Here is a 20,375-nt window from a genome sequence, read left to right on the forward strand (position 1 = left end):
TGGCAACCGGCCCACCGGCTGCCATGGTCGTGCTGCTTGAGCAACTGACAAGCGACTTCCCAGGCGCCCCGGGCCGACAAGGCCCGGGGCGTTCTGCTTGTCTCCGGGCCGTGTCGCTCCGGGGCATCCGACACCGCGAGGAGCCCCGACATGACCGCGATGACCCAGACCGAGAAGACCGGCGCCCGGACCGACGAGGCGGCGACGCTGATCGGTGACGCCCGTGAGCGCATCGACGCGCTCGACGACCGGATCATCGGTCTCATCCAGGAACGGATGGCCGTCTCGGCCGTCATCCAGGAGGCCCGGATCTCCTCCGGCGGCCGTCGGGTGAACCTCGCCCGCGAGATGGAGGTCCTCGCCCACTACAGGGACGCGCTCGGCAAGCCCGGCACCTCGCTGGCGATGACGCTCCTGGAGCTGTGCCGCGGCCGCGTCTGAAGACCGGGCCGTCACCCCCGCCCGAAGCCCGCGTCACCGCCCGTACCCGAGTTCGGGCGCGCTCTCACCCGTACGGCGCGTGACCGGCCGCGACCCGGCTTCGTTGGTCCGGGTGTCCGTGCCAGCCAGGGGCGGGCCCGAATGAAACCACGCGTGGCTTCGCTGGGGCGTGTGGCGTACCTCAGGTACGTCGTGGGACCTCGCACCAGCGCGTGTGACCGGACAGCAGGGGACAGCAGCCCGGTCACCCAGAAAGGGCGGTCGGTCCCGGGGACGCCCGGGGCCGGCCGCATCCGGCCGATCTCCCGATCCTCCCGTCCCCCCGAATCCCCCTTCATCGCGGCGCAATCCCCCGGCGCCGCCCGTTCGGCGCCGCCGCTGCCCTGACACCGGTGCCGACCCCGAGGGCCCCGTGCCGCGACCGGAATCGCGTGCACGGGGCCCTTCGTCGTTCCCGAACCTCCAGCGTGACGCGCGTCACACGGAGATCCCGTACATCCGCTACAACCAAACCCATCCGTCGCGGGTCATCTATGCAGCACCACCAAGAACTGGAAGGGCGCTGCACTCGGAGGGGGGTGCAGCGCCCTCTCCTGTGTCCGGGGTTCGTGCGGCGGGCGTCGCGGTGTCAGGCCTTCTTCGGCGGGACCGCCGGCATGCCGAGGAACGGCAGCCGCAGGGCGCCGAAGGCCTCGGCCGGGACCGCGGGGGACTTCGGTTCGACCGCCGAGAGCCGTGCGTACGCCTCCCCCTGCCGCGGGCGCGGGTCCTCCTCGCCCTTGTTCGGCCAGAAGGACATGGCACGCTCGGCCTGGGCGGTGATCGTCAGGGACGGGTTGACGCCGAGGTTGGCGGAGACCGCCGCTCCGTCGACGACGGAGATCCCGGGGTGGCCGAAGAGCCGGTGGTACGGGTCGATGACGCCGGTCGCGTCGTCGGCGCCGATGGGGCAGCCTCCCAGGAAGTGCGCGGTGAGCGGGGTGCCCATCAGCTCGCCCACGTTGGAGCCGGCGAAGCCGTTGATCTCCTCGGCGAGGAGGGTGGCGGCCTCGGTGGCCGCCTCGATCTGCGTCGGGTTGGGGGCGCCGTGTCCCTGACGGGCGGTGAGCAGGCCCTTTCCGATGCCGCCCGGCTTGCGGTAGGTGGTCAGCGAGTTGTCCAGGGACTGCATGACGAGGCCGATGATGGTCCGTTCCGACCAGCGCCGGTTGGAGAGGGAGCGGGCGGCGAGGGCGGGGTGCTTGACGATTTCGAGCAGCCACCTGCGCACCCGGTGCGCGCCGTAGGGCACCTGGAGGATCGTGAGCGCGCCCATCGAGTTGGATCCCTTGCCGTAGCGGACCGGCTCGATGTGGGTGTTCTCGTCGGGGTGGATCGAGGAGGTGATGGCGACGCCGCGGGTGAAGTCGGCCTTGTCCTTGCCGTGCTTCCTGCGGTAGCGCCGGTCGGTGGTCTGCGAGCCGACGAGGCCCTCGGAGTTGGTGCGGGTCAGCTCGCCGAGGCGGGCCGAGATCCGGGGCAGCAGGCCGGTGTCCTTCATCCGGTGCAGCAGCGTCTGGGTGCCGTAGGTGCCGGCGGCGATGACGACCTTGGGGGCCGTGAACGTGCGGCCCTTGCCCTTCTTCCGGTTGTCGGAGGGGAGGGTCTTGACCGCGTAGCCGCCGCGCGAGTCCTCGGTGACCGCGACGACCGAGGTCATGGGGTGGACGACCGCGCCCGCCTTCTCGGCGAGGTAGAGGTAGTTCTCGTTGAGGGTGTTCTTCGCGCCGTGCCGGCAGCCGGTCATGCACTCGCCGCATTCGGTGCAGGCCTTGCGGGTGGGGCCCGCACCGCCGAAGAACGGGTCGGCCACCTCACCGCCCGGCTTCGCCTTCGCCGTCCCGTCGCCGTCCTGGCCGTCGCCGAAGAACACTCCGACCGGCGCCATGTGGAAGGTGTCGCCGATGCCCATGCTCTGCGCGGCCGCCTTCAGGTGGACGTCCGACGGGGTCATGGTGGGGTTGAGCCGGACGCCCAGCATGCGCTTGGCCTGGTCGTAGTACGGGCTCAGCTCCGCGCGCCAGTCCGTGATGTCCTTCCACTGCGGGTCGTCGAAGAACGGCGCGAGCGGCTCGTAGAGCGTGTTGGCGTAGTTCAGCGAACCGCCGCCGACGCCCGCGCCGGCGAGCACCATGACGTTGCCCAGTAGGTGGATGCGCTGGATGCCGTACAGACCGAGCGTCGGCGCCCACAGGAAGTTCTTCAGGTCCCAGGAGTTCTTCGGCAGGGTCGCGCGGGTGAAGCGGCGCCCGGCCTCCAGGACGCCGACCCGGTAGCCCTTCTCGGTGAGGCGGAGGGCGGTGACCGAACCGCCGAAGCCGGAGCCGACGACGAGGACGTCGTAGTCGTACGCGGCGTCCTCGGCCTGCTCCTGGTTTTGGGTAGGGGGTACCGCGGTCATGGCTCTCCTCGTACGGAAAGGGCGAAAACGGGCGGGGAGTCCGGGGCGGCCGCGGAGACCGCCCCGGCGGGTGTCAGCGCAGGCGCAGGGCCTTCATCGCCTTCAGGGAGGCGCTCATGAAGGCGGCGTACTTCTCGTCGTCCATGCCGAAGGACGGCGCGAGCGGCATCAGCCGCTGCTGGGCGACGGTCTGGGCCTCGGTGTACTTGAGGATGCCCTCGGATCCGTGGCGGCGGCCGAGCCCGGAGTCCTTCATGCCGCCCATCGGGGACTGCACGCTGCCGTAGGCGGGGGCGTACCCCTCGTTGATGTTGACGGTGCCGGTGCGCAGCCGGGCCGCGACGGCGTGGCCGCGCCGCGAGTCCTTCGTCCAGACGGAGGAGTTCAGGCCGTACGGGGTGCCGTTGGCGAGCTCGATCACCTCGTCCTCGTCCGTGAAGCGGTAGACGGAGACGACCGGGCCGAAGGTCTCCTCGGAGCAGACGGCCATCGGCGCCTCGACGCCGTCGAGGATGGTCGGCTCGTAGAAGAGGGGGCCGATGTCGGGGCGGGCGACGCCGCCCGCGACGAGCTTGGCGCCCTTGGCGACGGCTTCCTCGACGTGCCGGCTGACGGTCTCCAGCTGCCGGTCGCCGACGAGGGAGCCCATGTCGGCCCCGTACGCGAGGGAGCTGCCGAGCCGCATGGCCTTGGTGCGGGCGGCGAAGCGCTCCAGGAACGCGTCGGCGACGGACTCGTGCACGTACAGCCGCTCGATGGAGATGCAGAGCTGTCCGGCGGAGGAGAAGCAGGCGCGGACGGCGCCGGCGGCGGCCTTCTCGATGTCGGCGTCCTTCAGGACGAGCATCGCGTTCTTGCCGCCGAGTTCGAGGGAGACGCCGACGAGGCGGGCCGCGGCGCCCTGCGCGACCTCGCGGCCGGTGCGGGTGGAGCCGGTGAAGGAGACGTAGTCGGCGTGCTTGACGACCTCGGGGCCGACGACCGGGCCGTCGCCGAGGACGACCTGGAAGACCTCGGCGGGCAGGCCGGCCTCGATGAGCAGGTCGCGGGCCCAGAGTGCGGTGAGCGCGGTCTCCGTGTCGGGCTTCATGACCACGGCGTTGCCGGAGACGAAGGCGGGCAGCGCGTCGCCGACGGAGAGTTCGAGCGGGTAGTTCCAGGGGGCGATCTGTCCGACGACCCCGCGCGGCTGGCGCAGCTCGGTGACCTTGGTGAGGGTCGGGACGACGCCGGTGTGGCGCTTGGCGCGCAGGTACGCGGCGGCGCGGCGGCCGTAGTGGCGGGCGGCGACGGCGACCGCCTGCACCTCCTCGTGGGCGTGCAGCCGCGCCTTGCCGGTCTCCAGCTGGATGAGGTCGAGGACCTCGGACTGGCGCTGGAGGACGAGGTCGTGGAAGCGGAGGAGGACGGCGGCGCGCCTCTTGACCGGGGTGGCGGCCCAGGCGCCCTGGGCGGCGCGGGCGCGCGCGAAGGCCTCGGCGACGTCCTCGGGGGTGGACTCGGGCAGGTCCGCCAGCTTCTTCCCGGTGAACGGGGTGTGGTTGGCGGTCCGGCCGGAGCCGACGACGCCGCGGGTGAGGCGGGCGACCACCTCGGGCGTCACGACGTCGGCCGCGGTCCGCGCGCCGGCGGGCGCGGGCGCGACCGGGTTGGTCGCGCCGGCGGGGGCGGACGCTCCGCCCTTCGCGGCGGGGGCGTCGGAAAGCGGAGGGGCGGCGGGGGCCTGCGAGTCCGTCATGAGGGCGAGCGTAGGCCGCGTTCCGCCCTTTGGGTACCCGTCGGTAACGCGTTTTCACCGGGTGTGCACATCACGCCAGCGATCACTGGCACATAAGTCCTGATCAGCGGCTTACGGCCCCCGACGGCCGGGCGCGGAGAAAAATCTCCGCACCGGCCGCCGTCCTCGCGGGAGCCCGGCCGTCGTCCGCCCCGAGGCCGGCCGCGGCCCGCCCGGGGCCCGGCGTCGTCCCCCTCGGGACCGGCCGTCGTCCCCCTCTGGACCGGCCGTCGCCCACCTCTGGACCGGCCGTCGCCCACCGGAGGCGCGGGGCGCGGCTCAGTCGCCCGGCGCCCGCCAGTACCTGAGGACGATGTCGAACTGCTCGCGGGTGGTCTCCCAGCTCGACTCCGGCGAGGACATGTACACGGCGTACTCGGTGCCGTCGTCCTCGTAGTACATCTGGTCGATCGCGTGCCGGGGGCCCGGGAAGTCCTTCCTCTCGGTCCAGCTGAACTCCCAGAGGGCGGAGCGGACCTGGTCCCGGTACGTGTTCTGGTTGAGCTTGATCCGGACGTAGTCCATCCGCTTCTGCAGCACGCGCTCCAGGTCGATGGCGTGCATGTACGGGTTCTCGAAGTCGGGGCTGCGGTCGATGCTGATCCGGATGCGGTGGCGGCCGTTGTCCGGGGTGTAGTCGATCTGGTCGCCCTCCGTCTGCCGCTTCCAGCCGTCCGGCACGACGAGGCTGAAGCCCTCCGGGTCCTGGACCCGGTGCCAGCCGGCCGGGACGGCGTCGGCGGCGCCCTTGGTGGCCGGGGCGGAGGTGGGGGGCGTGGCCCGCCCGCCGTCGCGGTCGCCGCCCGCGTAGTTCATGGCGGCGAAGACGGCACCCCCCGCCACCACCCCGGCGAGCAGCGCCGCGAGGACGGCGGTACGCCAGCGGCCACGGCCCGACGAGGAGGGCGTCGACGGCACCAGCGTGGGAGGCGACTGCGGCGGATGGGGCCCCTGGGGCGGCTGGGGCCACTGCGCGGTGGTCTTCCGCGGCGCGCCGGCCGTCGTGCCGTCCGCGCCCGCACCGTCCGCCGTACGCGCTCCGCCGGCCGGGCCGGACGCCGGGGCGTTCCCGACCGGTGCCGGCTCCAGGTCCTCCATGGCGACGCGCTGGGTCGGCACGTACGCCTGCGCCGCCTCCGGCCTGCGCCCCTCCATCGCGTCGAGCAGCATCCGCTCGGCCTCGTCCGCGCGCGGACGCTGGTCCGGGTCCTTGCGCAGCAGGGCCACGATGACGGGCGCCAGCGGCCCGGCCTTCTCCGGGTGCGGCGGCTCCTCGGTCACCACGGCCTGCATGGTGCTGATCGGGGAGGTGCGGCGGAACGGCGAGGTGCCCTCCACCGCCGTGTACAGGGTCGCGCCGAGGGACCACAGGTCGGAGGCCGGACCGGGGTCGCCACCGCGCACCCGCTCCGGCGCCAGGTAGTCGATGGAGCCCACGATCTCGCCGGTCCGGGTGATGGTCGAGTCGCCCTCGATCGCCGCGATCCCGAAGTCGGTGATCAGGACGCGTCCGTCGCGCGCCAGCAGGACGTTGCCCGGCTTGACGTCCCGGTGCAGCACCCCGGCCGCGTGCGCGGCCCGCAGCGCGCCGACGACGTGCAGCCCGATCCTGGCCGCCTCGCGCGGCTCGATCGTGCCCGCCTCCTTGGCGGCGTCGGCGAGCGAGGGCCCGTCGACGTACTGCATGACGATCCAGGGCCGGCTGTCGTGCTCCAGGACGTCATGGACGGTCACGACACCCGGATGGGTGATCCGGGCGGCCGCCCGCGCCTCCTTCTGCGTGCGGGCGTGCAGCACGAGGCGGTCGGCCTCGGCCACGAAACGACCGGCCGTCAACTCCTTCACCGCCACCACACGGTGCAGTACCTCGTCGTGCGCGCGCCAGACCTTGCCCATGCCGCCGCGCCCGATGGACTCGCCCAGCCGGTAGCGTCCGGCGAGCAGCAGCCCCTCGCCTGTGCTCTGAGAATGTTCCACTTGCCCCCGCCCATTCCTTCGGAGAACAGGTTACGGAGGGGGGTACGGGCGGCGGAACCTCGGGGCGGTCATAGGAACAGCACTGTGACCAGGGGCCGGTGGCGATCCTTCCGCTTATCGTCCGGGACGGAACGCCTTGGTGGCCTCGTCATGGATCTCGCCGACCTTGTCGCGCTCGGTGTACGGCCCGATGACCTGGACGACGTGGTACCTCCCGCCGTCGATCAGGGCGAGGTTGCGGACGAAGACCTCGCGCCCGGTGCCGTCGAGCCACCAGTAACTCCCCGTGGCCGTGACCGTCCTGCCGATGTCGACCCGGCGCGTGCGCTCCGCCCCCGACCAGCTGGACACCCGCCACGGCTCCAGCTCCCGCTCCTTGGAGTTCTGGTACTCCAGGGGGTCGCCGCCGTTGTCGCGGACGCTGTCCCGGCCCGGCACGACGATCATGGTGAAGTCGCCGCTGGTGTACCGCACTTGCCCGGCGTCGTTGATCGGGCTGCGCCGCCAGCCGTTCGGCACCCCGATCCGGAAGCCCTCCGGGTCCTGGCGCACCGTGTACCCGGCGGCGGGGGCGGGGGCCGACGGGTCCGCCGGCGGCGCGGTGGTGGGCGCCTCGGTCGTCGGATCGGTGGACGGGCCGTTGGACGGGCCGCTCGGCCGCACCGTGGTCGGCTCGCCGGACGTCGGCGCGGCCTGGCCCGCGGGGGTCTCCCCGTCCCCGGGCATGAAGAGGACCGCGTACGCGACGGCTCCGCCGAGCAGCAGGAAGACGAGGATCAGCAGCGTACGGCCGAGGGACCGCGGAGAGTCCTGCCCCCCGGAGGACGGGCCGCGCGGGGCACGGGGCGCGCGCGGCGCGCGCTGCGGGATCTCCTCGTCGTACTCCTCCCGGAATCCGCCGGGAGGTTCCGCCGGTACGCGCCGGGGCTCGCGCTCGGACGCCCGCGCGCTCTCGTACGTGTGGCCGCGCTCGTACGCCCGCTCGTGCGCGGAGTCGTGCTCGGGGGCGTACTCGGAGGCACCCTCGCCGCGGGCGGCCGGGCGCGGGTCCTTGCCGCGCTTGTGGCGGTGGCGGCCCGCCCCCGCTCCCCCGCGCCGACGGCGCACCAGCTCGCCGCGCCGGCGCACGATCGGCAACCGCTTCTCGTCGAACGACGGCAGCGGCACGACGCCGGCCCCGGCCTCCGGCTCGGGCGCCGACCGGACGAGCGAGCGCAGCCAGCCGCGCAGCTCCTCGAAGTCCGGCCGCTCGGTGGGGTCCTGACGCAGCAGGGACTCCACGACCGGCCGCAGCGGCCCGCACTCCTCGGCGAAGGCCGGCGGCTCGGCGCAGACCAGCTGGACCAGCTCTGCCGCGCTGTCCTCCGGGTACGGGGCGTGCCCCTGGACGGCTCGGTAGAGGAGCGCGCCCAGCGCCCAGAGGTCGGTGGCGGGGCCGATGGGCGGCGCGAGGCGCCAGTTCTCGTGGACGGGGCCGGCCTGCTCGGGCGCCCAGCGCTCGGTGACGGCGCCGACGACCGCGATCCTGGTCTGCCGGGCCCGTTCGGCGTCGAGTCGCGTGGCCGGGCCGCGGTACTCCCCGGCCGTGACGGCGACGAGCTCCCGCTCGTCGTCACGGGCGCCCGCGGGGGCCGGGACGCGCGCCGGGTCCGGGGTCGCGGCCGTGTACCCGGCGGGCAGCGCCGGCCGCCCCGAACCGGGCAGTACCGCACCGCCACCGGCCGGGACCGACCCCGAGCCGTCCCTCGACGCGTGCGGGCCGTCGCTCCAGCTGCCGGCCAGCATCAGGCGCGGCGGACCCGCCTGCGGCCCCCGGCCGCCGTACGGCCCGTCGCCTTCGTCCTCGTCGTCGTCCTCGTCGTCGTCCTCGTCCGTCACCCGCGCCCACCACTGCGGCTCGGGCGCGGCGGCGGCCCGCGGCGGCGGGGGCGGCGGCCCTTGCGGTTCCTGCGGTTCGTGCTGCCCCTGCGGCTCGTGCGGTTCCTGCGGGGCGGGGCGCTGGCCGGGGAGCGCACCGATCTCACCGAGCCGAGCCGCGGCGCGCGCACCCGCCCGGTACGCGGCGATGGCGTCGGCCCGCGCGGCCCGCACATCGGCGGTCGGCGGCGTCGCCGCGGGCTGTGTGGCGGCGGGCTCGGGCGCGGCACGACCGTAGGGGTCGGCTCCGTAGGGATCGACACCGTAAGGGGTGGCGCCGTACGGGGTGAGGTCGCCGCCCGCGCCGGGGTCGGACGAGTCGGCTTCCTCTGGCTGGTCGTGGGGGCTTCCGTACGCGCCGTCGGTGCCGGTGCCATACGAGTCGGAGTCGTACGGGTCGGCACCGTCGGCCTCCGTGCCGTACGCGTCCGTACCGTGCGGGGTGGCCTCCTCGGACGCTGCCGCGTCGGGCGCCTCCGCCTCGTGGACCTCCGCCTCGTAGACCTCCGCCTCGTGGACCTCCGCCTCGTGGACCTCCGCCTCGTGGACCTCCGCCTCGTGGACCTCCGCCTCGTAGACCTCGGCTTCGAACAGCTCGGGTACGTACTGCTCGGAGCCGTACGCCTCCTCGGCCGCGGGCCATTCGACCGTGTACGGCTCGGGCGGGGGCGGCTCGGATCCGAACGGCTCGGACTCGGTGGGAACGGGTGCGTATCCGCAGAGGGCCTCTTCGGCGGCGCCGATCGCGAGGCCCGTGAGGACGACCCGGCCGTCGTCGCAGACGAGCACGGTCCGGGCGGTGATGTTCCGGTGGACCCAGCCGTGGGCGTGGAGCGCACGCAGGGCGGTGAGGACGTCGGCGCCGATCTCGGCGGCGCGGTACGGGTTGAGGGGGCGCTCGGCGAGGAGCGCGGCCAGCGGTCTGGCCGCCACGACCTCGCTCACTATCCACAGCGAACCGGCCTCGGCGAAGACGTCGAAGACCTGGTCGAGCAAGGGGTGGTCGGGGATCTGCGCGGCGGCCTGGGCGGCCTCGATGGCCCGGCGGACGACGGGCTCGGCGGGCCGGCGGGTCGCCCGCCCCGTGCCGCCGTAGGGGTCGGCGGTGCGGCCCTCGCCGTCGAGCACCTCGGCGTCGACGAACTCCGGCAGCGGCACCTGGCGGACCAGGACCTCCTGTCCGCTGTACGTGTCGAACGCGCGCGTCTCGACGAGCGCGTACGTGTCCGCGTACGGGTCCGCGTCCGCCGGCGGCAGCGGCAGGCGGTAGCGGTCCGCGAGCACCCTTCCCGCGTAGTCGTCCACGACGCCTCCCCACGCGCGCACGCTGTCCCCCGTGGGCCCGCGGATCCCTCGGGATCGGGCGGGATCACGCGAGTCCGTCAATTCCGGTCTGGCACCGTGCAGTTAACGGCTCTGTTCGGCTGCGTACGGTCCACGAACTCTCACGATACGTGGCGCCGGTCAGTCCTTGGGCGTGAACGTGGCGAACGCCGTCTCCCGCAGCGTCCGGCACTCCGCGCCGTTCCACTCGTCCGCCTTGCAGGTGATCATGATGGAGTAGCCGTGCTTGGCGTCCACCTTGAAGCCGCGGTTGAGCACGTGGACGCGCACGCCCTTCTGCGTGCGCTCGAACTCCCAGTCGGCGACGGTCGGGTAGCCCTTGTACGAGACCGTGCGGATGCCGATGTGCTTGTAGCCGTTGCTGGTGGCGGCGACCCCGGTCATGGCCGCGGCCCAGGCGGCGGCCGCGTCGTCCTTCGGGCTGTCGTTGAAGTCGACCTGGACGCGCGGGAAGCCGCCGTTCTCGCTGAAGATCCCGCCGGAGTCGTATCCCGCTATCGCGCTGAGTTTGAAGGACGAGGGCATCGCCATGGAGAAGTGGAACCGGGCGTTGGTGACGACGGCGTAGCCGGCGGGCAGCCGCGTAGCGCCGCCGCCAGGCTTGGCGGACGGCGTGGTGCCGTTGCCGTTCGCCCCGTCCGTGGACGCCGTCGTGCCGTTCGCACCGGTGGAGTTGGTGTCACCCGGCTGCACACCGCCCTGCTGGCCGGGGCCGCCCGACGACTGGCCCTTGCCGCCGTCGGAGCCCTCGGATCCGCCGGAGGCGTCGCCGCCGGCCGAGGCGCCGGCGGACGCCGTGGTCCCGCCGTTCCCCTTGCCCTGGTCCTTCTCGTCGCCGCCCCCGCCGAGGGAGACGGCCAGGATCGTCCCGAGCATGGCGAGCACGGCCACCGCCGCGATGATCACCAGCGTGCGGCGCGGGACGACGTCGGTGAGCGGCGCGCGGGCCGCTGCCGGCTTCGCGCCGCCCTGGATCGGCTCGGCCTTCCCCGACGCCGACGCCGACGCGGCCGCGTTGCGTACGGACTTCAGGGCGCCCCGCACCCGGTCGGCCGCGGCCTCGGCCCCCTGGGTCCGGTCGGGCGCCGACGCGACCGGCGGCGCCACCGGCGCCTGCTCGGGGCGGGGCGGCAGCGGTACGACCGTGGTGACCTCGGGCGAGGGCGCGGGCACCGGGTCGGGCGCGTCGAGCACGGCCCGCAGCAGGACCCGCGCGCGGGCGTCGTCGAGCCGCTGGGCCGGGTCCTTGGCGAGCAGGCCGTAGATGACCTGCTCCAGCTCGGGTCCCGCGTTCTTCGGCGGGTCGACCGGCTCGGTCATCACCGCCGTGAGGGTGGCGATGGCGGAACCCTTGTCGTAGGGCGGGCTGCCCTCGACCGCCGCGTAGATGAGTCCGCCCAGCGACCACAGGTCGGCGGCGGGACCGGGCTTGTGGCCGCGGGCGCGCTCCGGGGAGATGTACGAAGGGGCACCGACGAGCATGCCGGTGGACGTGATCGAGGGGTCGCCCTCGACCTGGGCGATGCCGAAGTCGGTGAGGACGACGCGGCCGTCCTCGGCGATCAGCACGTTGGACGGCTTCACGTCGCGGTGCAGGATGCCCTCGCGGTGCGCCGAACGCAGCACGTCGAGGATCGCGAGGCCGACCTCCGCGGCACGCCGGGGCGTGAGCGTGCCGTCCTCGCGCACGGCCTCCGCGAGGGACTTGCCCTCGATGAGCTCCATGACGATCCACGGGCGGTCGTCCTCGTCGACGACGTCGTACACGGTCACGGCGCCGTTGTTGCGGATCCGGGCGATGGCCTTCGCCTCGCGCAGGGTCCGGGTGATGAGGCGTCGCTTCTCGTCCTCGTCGATGCTGGTGGGGAAGCGGAGCTCCTTCACGGCGACGGTGCGACCGAGGGTCTCGTCGACCGCGCGCCACACGGTGCCCATGCCGCCGCGCCCGAGGACCACGCCGAGCCGGTAGCGGCCCGCGAGGAGTCGCCCCTCGCCCGCCGGATCCTTGCGCAGCCTGTCGCTCCCGGACGTCCGCGCGGCACCGGCGGCGGCCCGGCCGCTCTCCCCGTCGCCGTCCCCGGCGCCGAACCCGGCCCGTCCGGTCGACGGTTCGGTCCCCCGCAGCCGACCGGCCACGGCGGCGCCACCCGCGACACCGTCCCGGACGCCGTCGCCGACGACCTCGGCGTCGTCTCGGGCGTCCTCGACGGGCCGCCCGTCCTGCTCGGGACGTGCGTCCTCGGGTTCCGGCGCAGGCCCTCCGACCTGCGCTTCCCGCTCGTCCCGACCCGGTTCACGCGCGGCCGGGACCGCTCCTCGGTCGCCGTCGGTCGCGGCCCCCGCGGCGGCGTCCCGCCTGGGGTCCTTCGCCGTGTCCCGCGACTGCTCCGCCTCCGACATGCGTCCCCTCTGCGATCCCTGATCTTCGCCGCGTCTGCCGCTTCCCGCGCGATGCGGTAACCCGCCCTGGAAGAGAGCCCATTGTCCCTCACCTCGGGACGGGGGGCGCCCCCGGGTCCGTACTCCGGGATGACGACGCGTTCCACGCCCCCGAGGTTCCCACCGGAGTCGGGACGACCCGGACGTACTGTCATATCGACTCCCGCCGACACCGCGTGGCCGCCGGATCCGCGCCGGTGGCCGCCGCACGGGCGTCAGATCGGCACGATGTCGGGCGCGCCCAGCCGCGCCGCGTCGGCCGTCTGGTCGTCGGGCTGGCGCTGCGACTCGCGCTCCGCCTCCACCCTCTTCTCGTAGTGCTCCACCTCCTTCTCGATCTGGGTGGCGTCCCAGCCCAGGACCGGCGCCATCAGTTCCGCGCACTCGCGGGCGCTGAGCGTGCCGCGGTCGAAGGTCTCGATGGAGATCCTGGTCCGCCGGGTGAGGACGTCGTCGAGGTGGCGGGCCCCTTCGTGCGAGGCGGCGTAGACGATCTCGGCGCGCAGGTAGTCGTCGGCCGCGGCGAGCGGCTCGCCGAGGCCGGGGTCCTCGGCGACGAGGTCGAGGATCTCCTGCGTCAGGGAGCCGTAGCGGTTGAGGAGATGCTCGATCCGGACGACGTGCAGTCCGGTGCGGGCGGCGATCCTGGCGCGCGCGTTCCACAGGGCCCGGTAGCCCTCGGCGCCGAGGAGCGGGGTGTCCTCGGTGACGCAGGGCGCGACGCGCTGGTCGAGGCCGTGCACGGCCTCGTCGACCGCGTCCTTCGCCATGACCCGGTACGTCGTGTACTTGCCGCCGGCCACCACGACGAGGCCGGGGACCGGGTGGGCGACGGTGTGCTCGCGGGAGAGCTTGCTGGTGGCGTCCGACTCGCCGGCGAGGAGCGGGCGCAGTCCGGCGTAGACGCCCTGGACGTCGTCCCGGGTGAGCGGTGTGGCGAGCACCGTGTTCACGTGCTCGAGGAGGTAGTCGATGTCGGCGCTGGACGCGGCGGGGTGCGCCTTGTCGAGGTCCCAGTCGGTGTCGGTGGTGCCGACGATCCAGTGCCGTCCCCAGGGGATCACGAACAGCACGGACTTCTCGGTGCGCAGGATGAGTCCGGTGGTCGAGTGGATGCGGTCCTTGGGCACGACCAGGTGGATGCCCTTGGAGGCGCGGACGTGGAACTGGCCGCGCTCGCCGATGAGGGCCTGGGTGTCGTCCGTCCAGACCCCGGTGGCGTTGACGATCTGCTTCGCCCGGATCTCGTACGAGGCTCCGGCTTCGACGTCCTGGACGCGCGCGCCGACGACCCGCTCGCCCTCCCGCAGGAAGCCGACGACGCGGGCCCTGCTGGCGGCCCTGGCGCCGTAGGAGGCGGCGGTGCGCACGAGGGTGGTGACGAAGCGGGCGTCGTCCATCCGGGCGTCGTAGTACTGCAGGGCGCCGACGAGGGCGTCCTTGCGCAGGCAGGGCGCGACCCGCAGGGCGTTCCGGCGGGAGAGGTGCCGGTGGACGGGGAGGCCCCGGCCGTGGCCGGAGGAGAGGGACATCGCGTCGTACAGCGCGACTCCCGAGCCGGCGTAGAACCGCTCCCAGCCCTTGCGCTGGAGCGGGTAGAGGAAGGGGACGGGCTTCACCAGGTGGGGTGCGAGCCGCTCCAGGAGGAGTCCGCGCTCCTTGAGCGCCTCCCTGACCAGCGCGAAGTCCAGCATCTCCAGGTACCGCAGGCCGCCGTGGATGAGTTTGCTGGACCGGCTCGAGGTGCCGGAGGCCCAGTCGCGCGCCTCGACGATGCCGGTGGAGAGCCCTCTCGTGACGGCGTCGAGCGCGATTCCCGCCCCGACGACTCCGGCGCCGACCACCAGTACGTCCAGCTCGCGCTCGGCCATGTCCGCGAGCGCCTCGACGCGCTCGGCGGGTCCCAGTGTCGCTGTCCTCACGGCTGCTGCCTCCCGTCGTCCCCCGTCTGTTCCGCACGAGCCCGTTCCGCACGAGCGGTGCGCACCGCACGAGCCGGGCCCGTGTGGCCCGGCTCACAGAGTTGATTCTGTCCCGGTCCGGTGACTTCAGCCACCGCCTCGCCGCCGACCTGTGGATAACACTCGGCGACCTTGAAGCAGACAATGCCGCACATCGGTCATATTTACGCCTAGTGTGACATTGCGCTCGACCCGTTCTGTCCACGGGGCTTGCGCCTCGCTTCCCCTCCGGCTACTGGGAAGGACGGTCCACCCCCCATGCCCGCTGATCTCGCCGTCATCGGCCTCGGCCACCACGGGCTCCCCCTCGCCCAGGCCGCCACCGCCGCAGGCATCGACACCATCGGCTACGACACCGACCCCCGCCCCGTCGCCGAACTCGCCGCCGGCCGCTCCCCGGTCGACGGCTCCCTCACCGCCCCCGAGATCCGCCGCATGCTCGCGGGGAGCTTCCGGCCGACCACCCACCCCGCCGAACTCGGCCGGGTCCGCACCGCCGTACTCTGCGCCCCCACACCCCTCGGCCCCGACCGCACGCTCGACCTCACCGCCGTCACCGAGGCGGCCCACGTGCTCGCGGCCCGGCTGCGACCGCACACCACCGTCCTCCTGGAGTCCCCCGTCCCGCCGGGCACCACCGAGGGCCTCCTGCGCGACGTCCTCGAGACCGGCTCGGGCCTCCGGGCCGGCCGCGACTTCCACCTCGCGTACTCGCCCGGCCGCCTCGACCCCGGCAGCCGCACCCACGGCTTCGCCGGCACCCCGAAGGTCATCGGCGGCCTCACCCCGGCCTGCACCGAGGCCGCGGCCGCGTTCTACGGCCGGCTCACCGACAAGGTGGTACGCGCGCGTGGCCCCCGCGAGGCGGAGACGGTCAAACTCCTGGAGACCAACTTCCGGCACGTCAACATCGCCCTCGTCAACGAGATGGCGGTCCTCTGCAACGAACTCGGCGTCGACCTCTGGGACGTCATCCGCTGCGCCGAGACCAAGCCGTTCGGCTTCCAGGCCTTCCGCCCGGGCCCCGGCGTCGGCGGCCACGGCGCACCCGTCGACACCGTCGGCGCGCACCGCCCGCTGCGCCTCGTCGAACTCGCCGGCCAGGTCAACGAGCGCATGCCGCGGTACGTCGTCCAGCGCGCCGCCACCCTTCTCAACGAGCACGGCAAGTCGGCCCGCGGCGCCCGGGTCCTCCTCCTCGGCATCACGTACAAGCCCGACCTCCCCGACCGGCAGGGCTCCCCCGCCGACGAGATCGCCCGCCGCCTCATGGACCTGGGCGCGGCCGTCAGTTACCACGACCCCCACGTCCCCGACTGGCGCGTCCGCGAACTACCCGTCCCCCGCGCCGACTCCCTCTACGAAGCCGCCGCCCACGCGGATCTGACGATCCTCCTCCAGCACCACCGCACCTACGACCTCCACGGCCTCTCGGTGAAGGCCCAACTCCTCCTGGACACCCGGGGCGCCACGCCCGCGGGCGCCGCCCACCGCCTCTGAGGACACCCCCACCGGAATTCCCTGTGCCGGCGTCATATGCGGCTGCTAGCCTCCGGGACCACCGCGCGCCCTTCTCCGTGCGCGCATCGTCCCGGGGGCCCTTCGTGTTCTTCGTCATCCTCCTGCTCCTCGCGTTCTTCCTGACGGCAGGAGTCCGCGGCCTCTGGGTCGCGCTCAACGTGAAGGAATCCGCCGTCCGGCTGGAGCGGTGGCACCCGCGCAACCTCGACCTGCGCGCACAGGCCGCCGGACATCCGGGCCCGCACGACCGGCTCCTCACCGCCACCGGATTCCGCGTGGCCGGTGGGGTACTGACCCTGCTCGGCTTCGGGCTGATCCTCGCGCCGCTGATCGCCGCGCTCCTCGGCTGACGCCGCTCACGACCGACCGCACTTCACCGTTCCCTGGGGGGATCACCACATGTCCCAGCCTGTTCCGCCGCCCGGCAACCCGTTCGCCGACGGCGCCGCCCCGCAGTCCTACCCGATGGCCCCGCCGCCCGCACCGGCCCGCGACAACCTGGCGCTCGGGCTGCTGGCCGGCCTGGGTGCCGCCGTCGTCGGCGCCCTCGTACTCGGCGGCATCATGCGCGCCATGGCCAAGGAGGACGGGAGCTACACGCAGCTCGGCATCCTCGCGCTCGGCGTCGGCGCGCTGGTCGGCTTCGCCCTCGCCAAGGTGGGCGGCTCCAACCCGGTCCTGCCGTTCGCGGGCGTGCCGATCGCCCTGTTCGGCGTCTTCGCGGGCCAGCTCTTCGGCTACGCCCTGATGGCCAGCTGGTGGGCCGAGCTGGACGGCAAGGCCCTGCCGGTGTCGGAGATCTTCACCGCGCACTTCTCCGACCTCTTCACGGCGTGGAAGGAAGAGCTGGGAGCCATGGATCTCCTGTTCTTCGGCATCGCCGGCTACGAGGGCTACGTCCTCACCAAGAAGCTCTCCGCCTGACCCCGCTCGTACGCGAAGGGGCCCCGCACCGTCCGGTGCGGGGCCCCTTCGCGTACGAGACGGGCGTCAGCGCTTGTGCTGGGCGTCGGCGACGGTGACCTCGACGCGCTGGAACTCCTTGAGCTCGCTGTAGCCGGTGGTGGCCATGGCGCGGCGCAGGGCGCCGAAGAAGTTCATGGAGCCGTCCGGGGTGTGCGACGGGCCCGCGAGGATCTCCTCGGTGGTGCCGACGATGCCCAGGTCGACGAGCTTGCCGCGCGGCACGTCCTCGTGGACGGCCTCCATGCCCCAGTGGTGGCCCTTGCCGGGCGCGTCCGTGGCGCGGGCCAGCGGGGAGCCGATCATGACCGAGTCGGCGCCGCAGGCGATGGCCTTGGGGAGGTCGCCGGACCAGCCGACGCCGCCGTCGGCGATGACGTGCACGTACCGGCCGCCGGACTCGTCCATGTAGTCGCGGCGGGCCGCGGCCACGTCGGCGACCGCGGTCGCCATCGGGACCTGGATGCCCAGCACGTTGCGGGTGGTGTGCGCGGCGCCGCCGCCGAAGCCGACGAGGACACCCGCGGCGCCGGTGCGCATCAGGTGCAGGGCCGCGGTGTACGTGGCGCAGCCGCCGACGATGACCGGGACGTCGAGCTCGTAGATGAACTGCTTCAGGTTCAGCGGCTCGGAGGCGCCGGAGACGTGCTCGGCGGAGACCGTGGTGCCGCGGATGACGAAGATGTCCACGCCGGCGTCGACGACGGCCTTGGAGAACTGCGCGGTGCGCTGCGGGGAGAGCGCGGCGGCGGTGACGACACCGGAGTCGCGCACCTCCTTGATGCGCTGCCCGATCAGCTCTTCCTTGATCGGGGCGGCGTAGATCTCCTGCAGGCGGCGGGTCGCGGTCGCCTCGTCCAGCTCGGCGATCTCGTCGAGGAGCGGCTGCGGGTCCTCGTACCGGGTCCAGAGACCCTCCAGGTTCAGGACACCGAGGCCGCCCAGCTCGCCGATCCGGATGGCGGTCTGCGGCGACACGACCGAGTCCATCGGGGCGGCCAGGAACGGCAGCTCGAAGCGGTAGGCGTCGATCTGCCAGGCGATCGAGACCTCCTTCGGGTCCCGGGTGCGCCGGCTCGGGACGACGGCGATGTCGTCGAACGCGTACGCCCTGCGGCCGCGCTTGCCGCGCCCGATCTCGATCTCAGTCACGATGTGTGGCCTTTCCCTCTACGTCTGCGCCTACCAGTATCCCCGACACAAGCGTGAGGGGCGGCTCCGGCCACATGCCGGAACCGCCCCCACGCGTCGCGCTGTGTTACTTCCTGCTGTAGTTCGGCGCCTCGACCGTCATCTGGATGTCGTGCGGGTGGCTCTCCTTGAGGCCCGCCGAGGTGATCCGGACGAACCGGCCCTTGGACTCCATCTCCGCGACGGTGGCGGCACCCACGTAACCCATGGTCTGGCGCAGGCCGCCGACGAGCTGGTGCAGCACGTTGGACAGGGGGCCGCGGTACGGCACCTGGCCCTCGATGCCCTCGGGGACGAGCTTGTCGTCGGAGGTGACCTCCGCCTGGAAGTAGCGGTCCTTCGAGTACGACTTGCCCTGGCCACGGGACTGCATGGCGCCGAGCGAGCCCATGCCGCGGTACGACTTGAACTGCTTGCCGTTGATGAACATCAGCTCGCCGGGCGACTCCTCGCAGCCCGCGAGGAGGCTGCCGAGCATCACGGTGTCGGCGCCGGCGGCCAGCGCCTTGCCGATGTCGCCGGAGTACTGCAGGCCGCCGTCGCCGATGAGCGGGACACCGGCGGCACGGGCCGCGAGCGAGGCCTCGTAGATGGCGGTGACCTGCGGGACGCCGATGCCGGCGACCACGCGGGTGGTGCAGATCGAGCCGGGGCCCACGCCGACCTTGATGCCGTCGACGCCGGCGTCGATCATCGCCTGGGCGCCGTCACGCGTGGCGACGTTGCCGCCGATCACGTCGACGTTCACGCTCGACTTGATCTTCGACATCCAGCTCAGCGCGTTGCTGTTGTGGCCGTGCGAGGTGTCGACGATCAGGAAGTCCACACCGACGGCGGCGAGCGCCTGGGCGCGCTCCAGCGCCTCGGGGCTGGCGCCGACGGCGGCACCGACGAGCAGGCGGCCCTCGGCGTCCTTCGCGGCGTTCGGGTACTTCTCCGCCTTGACGAAGTCCTTGACGGTGATGAGGCCCTTGAGGACGCCCTCGTCGTCGACCAGCGGCAGCTTCTCGATCTTGTGGCGGCGGAGCAGCTCCATGGCGTCGACGCCGGAGATGCCGACCTTGCCGGTGACCAGCGGCATCGGCGTCATGACCTCGCGGACCTGGCGGCTGCGGTCGCTCTCGAAGGCCATGTCGCGGTTGGTCACGATGCCGAGCAGCTTGCCGTCCGGGTTGGTGACCGGGACACCGCTGATGCGGAACTTGGCGCACAGCGCGTCCGCCTCGGCGAGGGTCGCCTCGGGGTGCACGGTGATGGGGTCGGTGACCATGCCGGACTCGGACCGCTTGACCAGGTCGACCTGGTTGACCTGGTCCTCGACGGAGAGGTTGCGGTGCAGCACGCCGACGCCGCCCAGCCGGGCCATGGCGATCGCCATGCGGGACTCGGTCACCTTGTCCATCGCCGCCGAGAGCAGCGGGATGTTGACGCGGACGTTGCGCGAGATGCGGGACGAGGTGTCGACCGCGTTGGGGAGCACCTCGGATGCGCCCGGCAGCAGCAGCACGTCGTCGTAGGTCAGCCCGAGTGTCGCGAATTTCTCGGGCACTCCGTCGACGTTGGCAGTCATGACACCTTCCCAAATGGCCTTGATCGGTGCGGGATGTCCATGCTAACGGGCTAAACCCGTGTCTCATTCCACGATCAAGATCGGTGGACAGCTTTGGACGTTCGCACGTATACGAAAGGGACGAGGAGCCCCGGCAACACTTACTGCTCGGCCAGCGCGCGGAGCCTGCTGAGCGCGCGGTGCTGGGCGACCCGGACGGCCCCCGGGGACATCCCGAGCATCTGGCCGGTCTCCTCGGCGGTCAGCCCGACGGCGACCCGGAGCACCAGCAGCTCGCGCTGGTTCTCCGGAAGGTTGGCGAGCAGCTTCTTGGCCCACTCGGCGTCGTCGCTGAGCAGGGCGCGCTCCTCGGGACCGAGGGAGTCGTCGGGCCGCTCGGGCATCTCGTCGGAGGGCACGGCCGTGGACCCCGGGTGCCGCATGGCGGCCCGCTGGAGGTCGGCGACCTTGTGTCCGGCGATGGCGAAGACGAAGGCCTCGAAGGGCCTGCCCGTGTCCTTGTAGCGCGGCAGCGCCATCAGGACGGCGACGCAGACCTCCTGGGCCAGGTCCTCGACGAAGTGCCGGGCGTCGCCCGGCAGCCGGTTGAGGCGGGTGCGGCAGTACCGCAGGGCGAGCGGGTGCACCCGGGCGAGCAGGTCGTGCGTCGCCTGGGCGTCGCCGTCGACCGCGCGACCGACGAGCGCGCCGATCTCCCCCTGCCCGGCAGGCATGGGGGACCTCACGGTCTCGTCGTCGCGCATCGCTCCATGGTGCCCCGACGCTTCTCCGTTCGCGGCACCGCGTCCGTAGTTGTGCACCGAAGCGTTATGAGCAGGTGCGCCGGAACTCATC

Annotated in this window: 13 protein-coding genes; 4 read left to right on the top strand and 9 right to left on the bottom strand. The window is 73.0% G+C overall.

The features are described 5' to 3' along the window. Positions 1 to 150: 150 nt before the first annotated feature. Positions 151 to 441 (top strand): chorismate mutase, encoded by a 291-nt coding sequence (locus OO54_RS06560; protein ID WP_033201936.1) that lies wholly within the window; start codon positions 151 to 153, stop codon positions 439 to 441. A 628-nt stretch (positions 442 to 1,069) separates the two neighbouring features. On the opposite strand, the gene OO54_RS06565 is transcribed toward OO54_RS06560, so the two are convergent. From OO54_RS06565 to OO54_RS06590, 6 genes are all read right to left on the bottom strand, one after another. Continuing rightward, positions 1,070 to 2,881 (bottom strand): GMC family oxidoreductase, encoded by a 1,812-nt coding sequence (locus OO54_RS06565; protein ID WP_017239643.1) that lies wholly within the window; start codon positions 2,879 to 2,881, stop codon positions 1,070 to 1,072. Positions 2,882 to 2,954: 73 nt separating this feature from the next. Next, positions 2,955 to 4,619 carry a succinic semialdehyde dehydrogenase gene (locus OO54_RS06570; protein ID WP_033201937.1) on the bottom strand — a complete coding sequence of 555 codons (1,665 nt, stop codon included), beginning with the start codon at positions 4,617 to 4,619 and terminating at the stop codon, positions 2,955 to 2,957. A gap of 318 nt (positions 4,620 to 4,937) precedes the next feature. Beyond that, positions 4,938 to 6,635 (bottom strand): serine/threonine-protein kinase, encoded by a 1,698-nt coding sequence (locus OO54_RS06575; RefSeq protein ID WP_033201938.1) that lies wholly within the window; start codon positions 6,633 to 6,635, stop codon positions 4,938 to 4,940. 114 nt (positions 6,636 to 6,749) lie between these two features. Continuing rightward, positions 6,750 to 9,857: a protein kinase gene (locus tag OO54_RS06580; RefSeq protein ID WP_033201939.1), complete on the bottom strand. Its 3,108-nt coding sequence runs from the start codon at positions 9,855 to 9,857 to the stop codon at positions 6,750 to 6,752. A gap of 159 nt (positions 9,858 to 10,016) precedes the next feature. Next, positions 10,017 to 12,296 carry a serine/threonine-protein kinase gene (locus tag OO54_RS06585; protein WP_200146733.1) on the bottom strand — a complete coding sequence of 760 codons (2,280 nt, stop codon included), beginning with the start codon at positions 12,294 to 12,296 and terminating at the stop codon, positions 10,017 to 10,019. A 254-nt stretch (positions 12,297 to 12,550) separates the two neighbouring features. Then, on the bottom strand, positions 12,551 to 14,257 hold the full coding sequence (locus tag OO54_RS06590) for a glycerol-3-phosphate dehydrogenase/oxidase (RefSeq protein ID WP_033201940.1): 1,707 nt from the start codon (positions 14,255 to 14,257) through the stop codon (positions 12,551 to 12,553). A 297-nt stretch (positions 14,258 to 14,554) separates the two neighbouring features. On the opposite strand from OO54_RS06590, the gene OO54_RS06595 reads away from it, so the two are divergent. The 3 genes from OO54_RS06595 to OO54_RS06605 all read left to right on the top strand — a co-directional run bounded on the left by OO54_RS06595 (position 14,555) and on the right by OO54_RS06605 (position 16,741). Further along, a complete protein-coding gene (locus OO54_RS06595) occupies positions 14,555 to 15,796 on the top strand; it encodes a nucleotide sugar dehydrogenase (RefSeq protein ID WP_033201941.1) in 1,242 nt (413 codons plus the stop codon). A 104-nt stretch (positions 15,797 to 15,900) separates the two neighbouring features. Further along, complete coding sequence (locus OO54_RS06600; protein WP_033201942.1) at positions 15,901 to 16,167, top strand: hypothetical protein; 267 nt, start codon at positions 15,901 to 15,903, stop codon at positions 16,165 to 16,167. 49 nt (positions 16,168 to 16,216) lie between these two features. Continuing rightward, the gene (locus OO54_RS06605) at positions 16,217 to 16,741 is read left to right on the top strand and encodes a hypothetical protein (RefSeq protein ID WP_033201943.1); all 525 of its coding nucleotides are present in this window, start codon (positions 16,217 to 16,219) and stop codon (positions 16,739 to 16,741) included. Between the two features lie 66 nt (positions 16,742 to 16,807). Here OO54_RS06605 and OO54_RS06610 read toward each other — a convergent pair whose 3' ends face one another. From OO54_RS06610 to OO54_RS06620, 3 genes are all read right to left on the bottom strand, one after another. Then, positions 16,808 to 17,932, bottom strand: coding sequence for a GuaB3 family IMP dehydrogenase-related protein (locus OO54_RS06610; RefSeq protein WP_017239635.1), 1,125 nt, complete (start codon positions 17,930 to 17,932; stop codon positions 16,808 to 16,810). A gap of 106 nt (positions 17,933 to 18,038) precedes the next feature. Further along, positions 18,039 to 19,541: an IMP dehydrogenase gene (gene guaB / locus OO54_RS06615; RefSeq protein ID WP_033201944.1), complete on the bottom strand. Its 1,503-nt coding sequence runs from the start codon at positions 19,539 to 19,541 to the stop codon at positions 18,039 to 18,041. 140 nt (positions 19,542 to 19,681) lie between these two features. Beyond that, the gene (locus OO54_RS06620) at positions 19,682 to 20,284 is read right to left on the bottom strand and encodes a sigma-70 family RNA polymerase sigma factor (RefSeq protein ID WP_026058283.1); all 603 of its coding nucleotides are present in this window, start codon (positions 20,282 to 20,284) and stop codon (positions 19,682 to 19,684) included. Positions 20,285 to 20,375: the final 91 nt, after the last annotated feature.

The organism is Streptomyces wedmorensis, from assembly GCF_000716445.1.
GTDB classification, from domain to species: Bacteria; Actinomycetota; Actinomycetes; order Streptomycetales; family Streptomycetaceae; genus Streptomyces; species Streptomyces wedmorensis.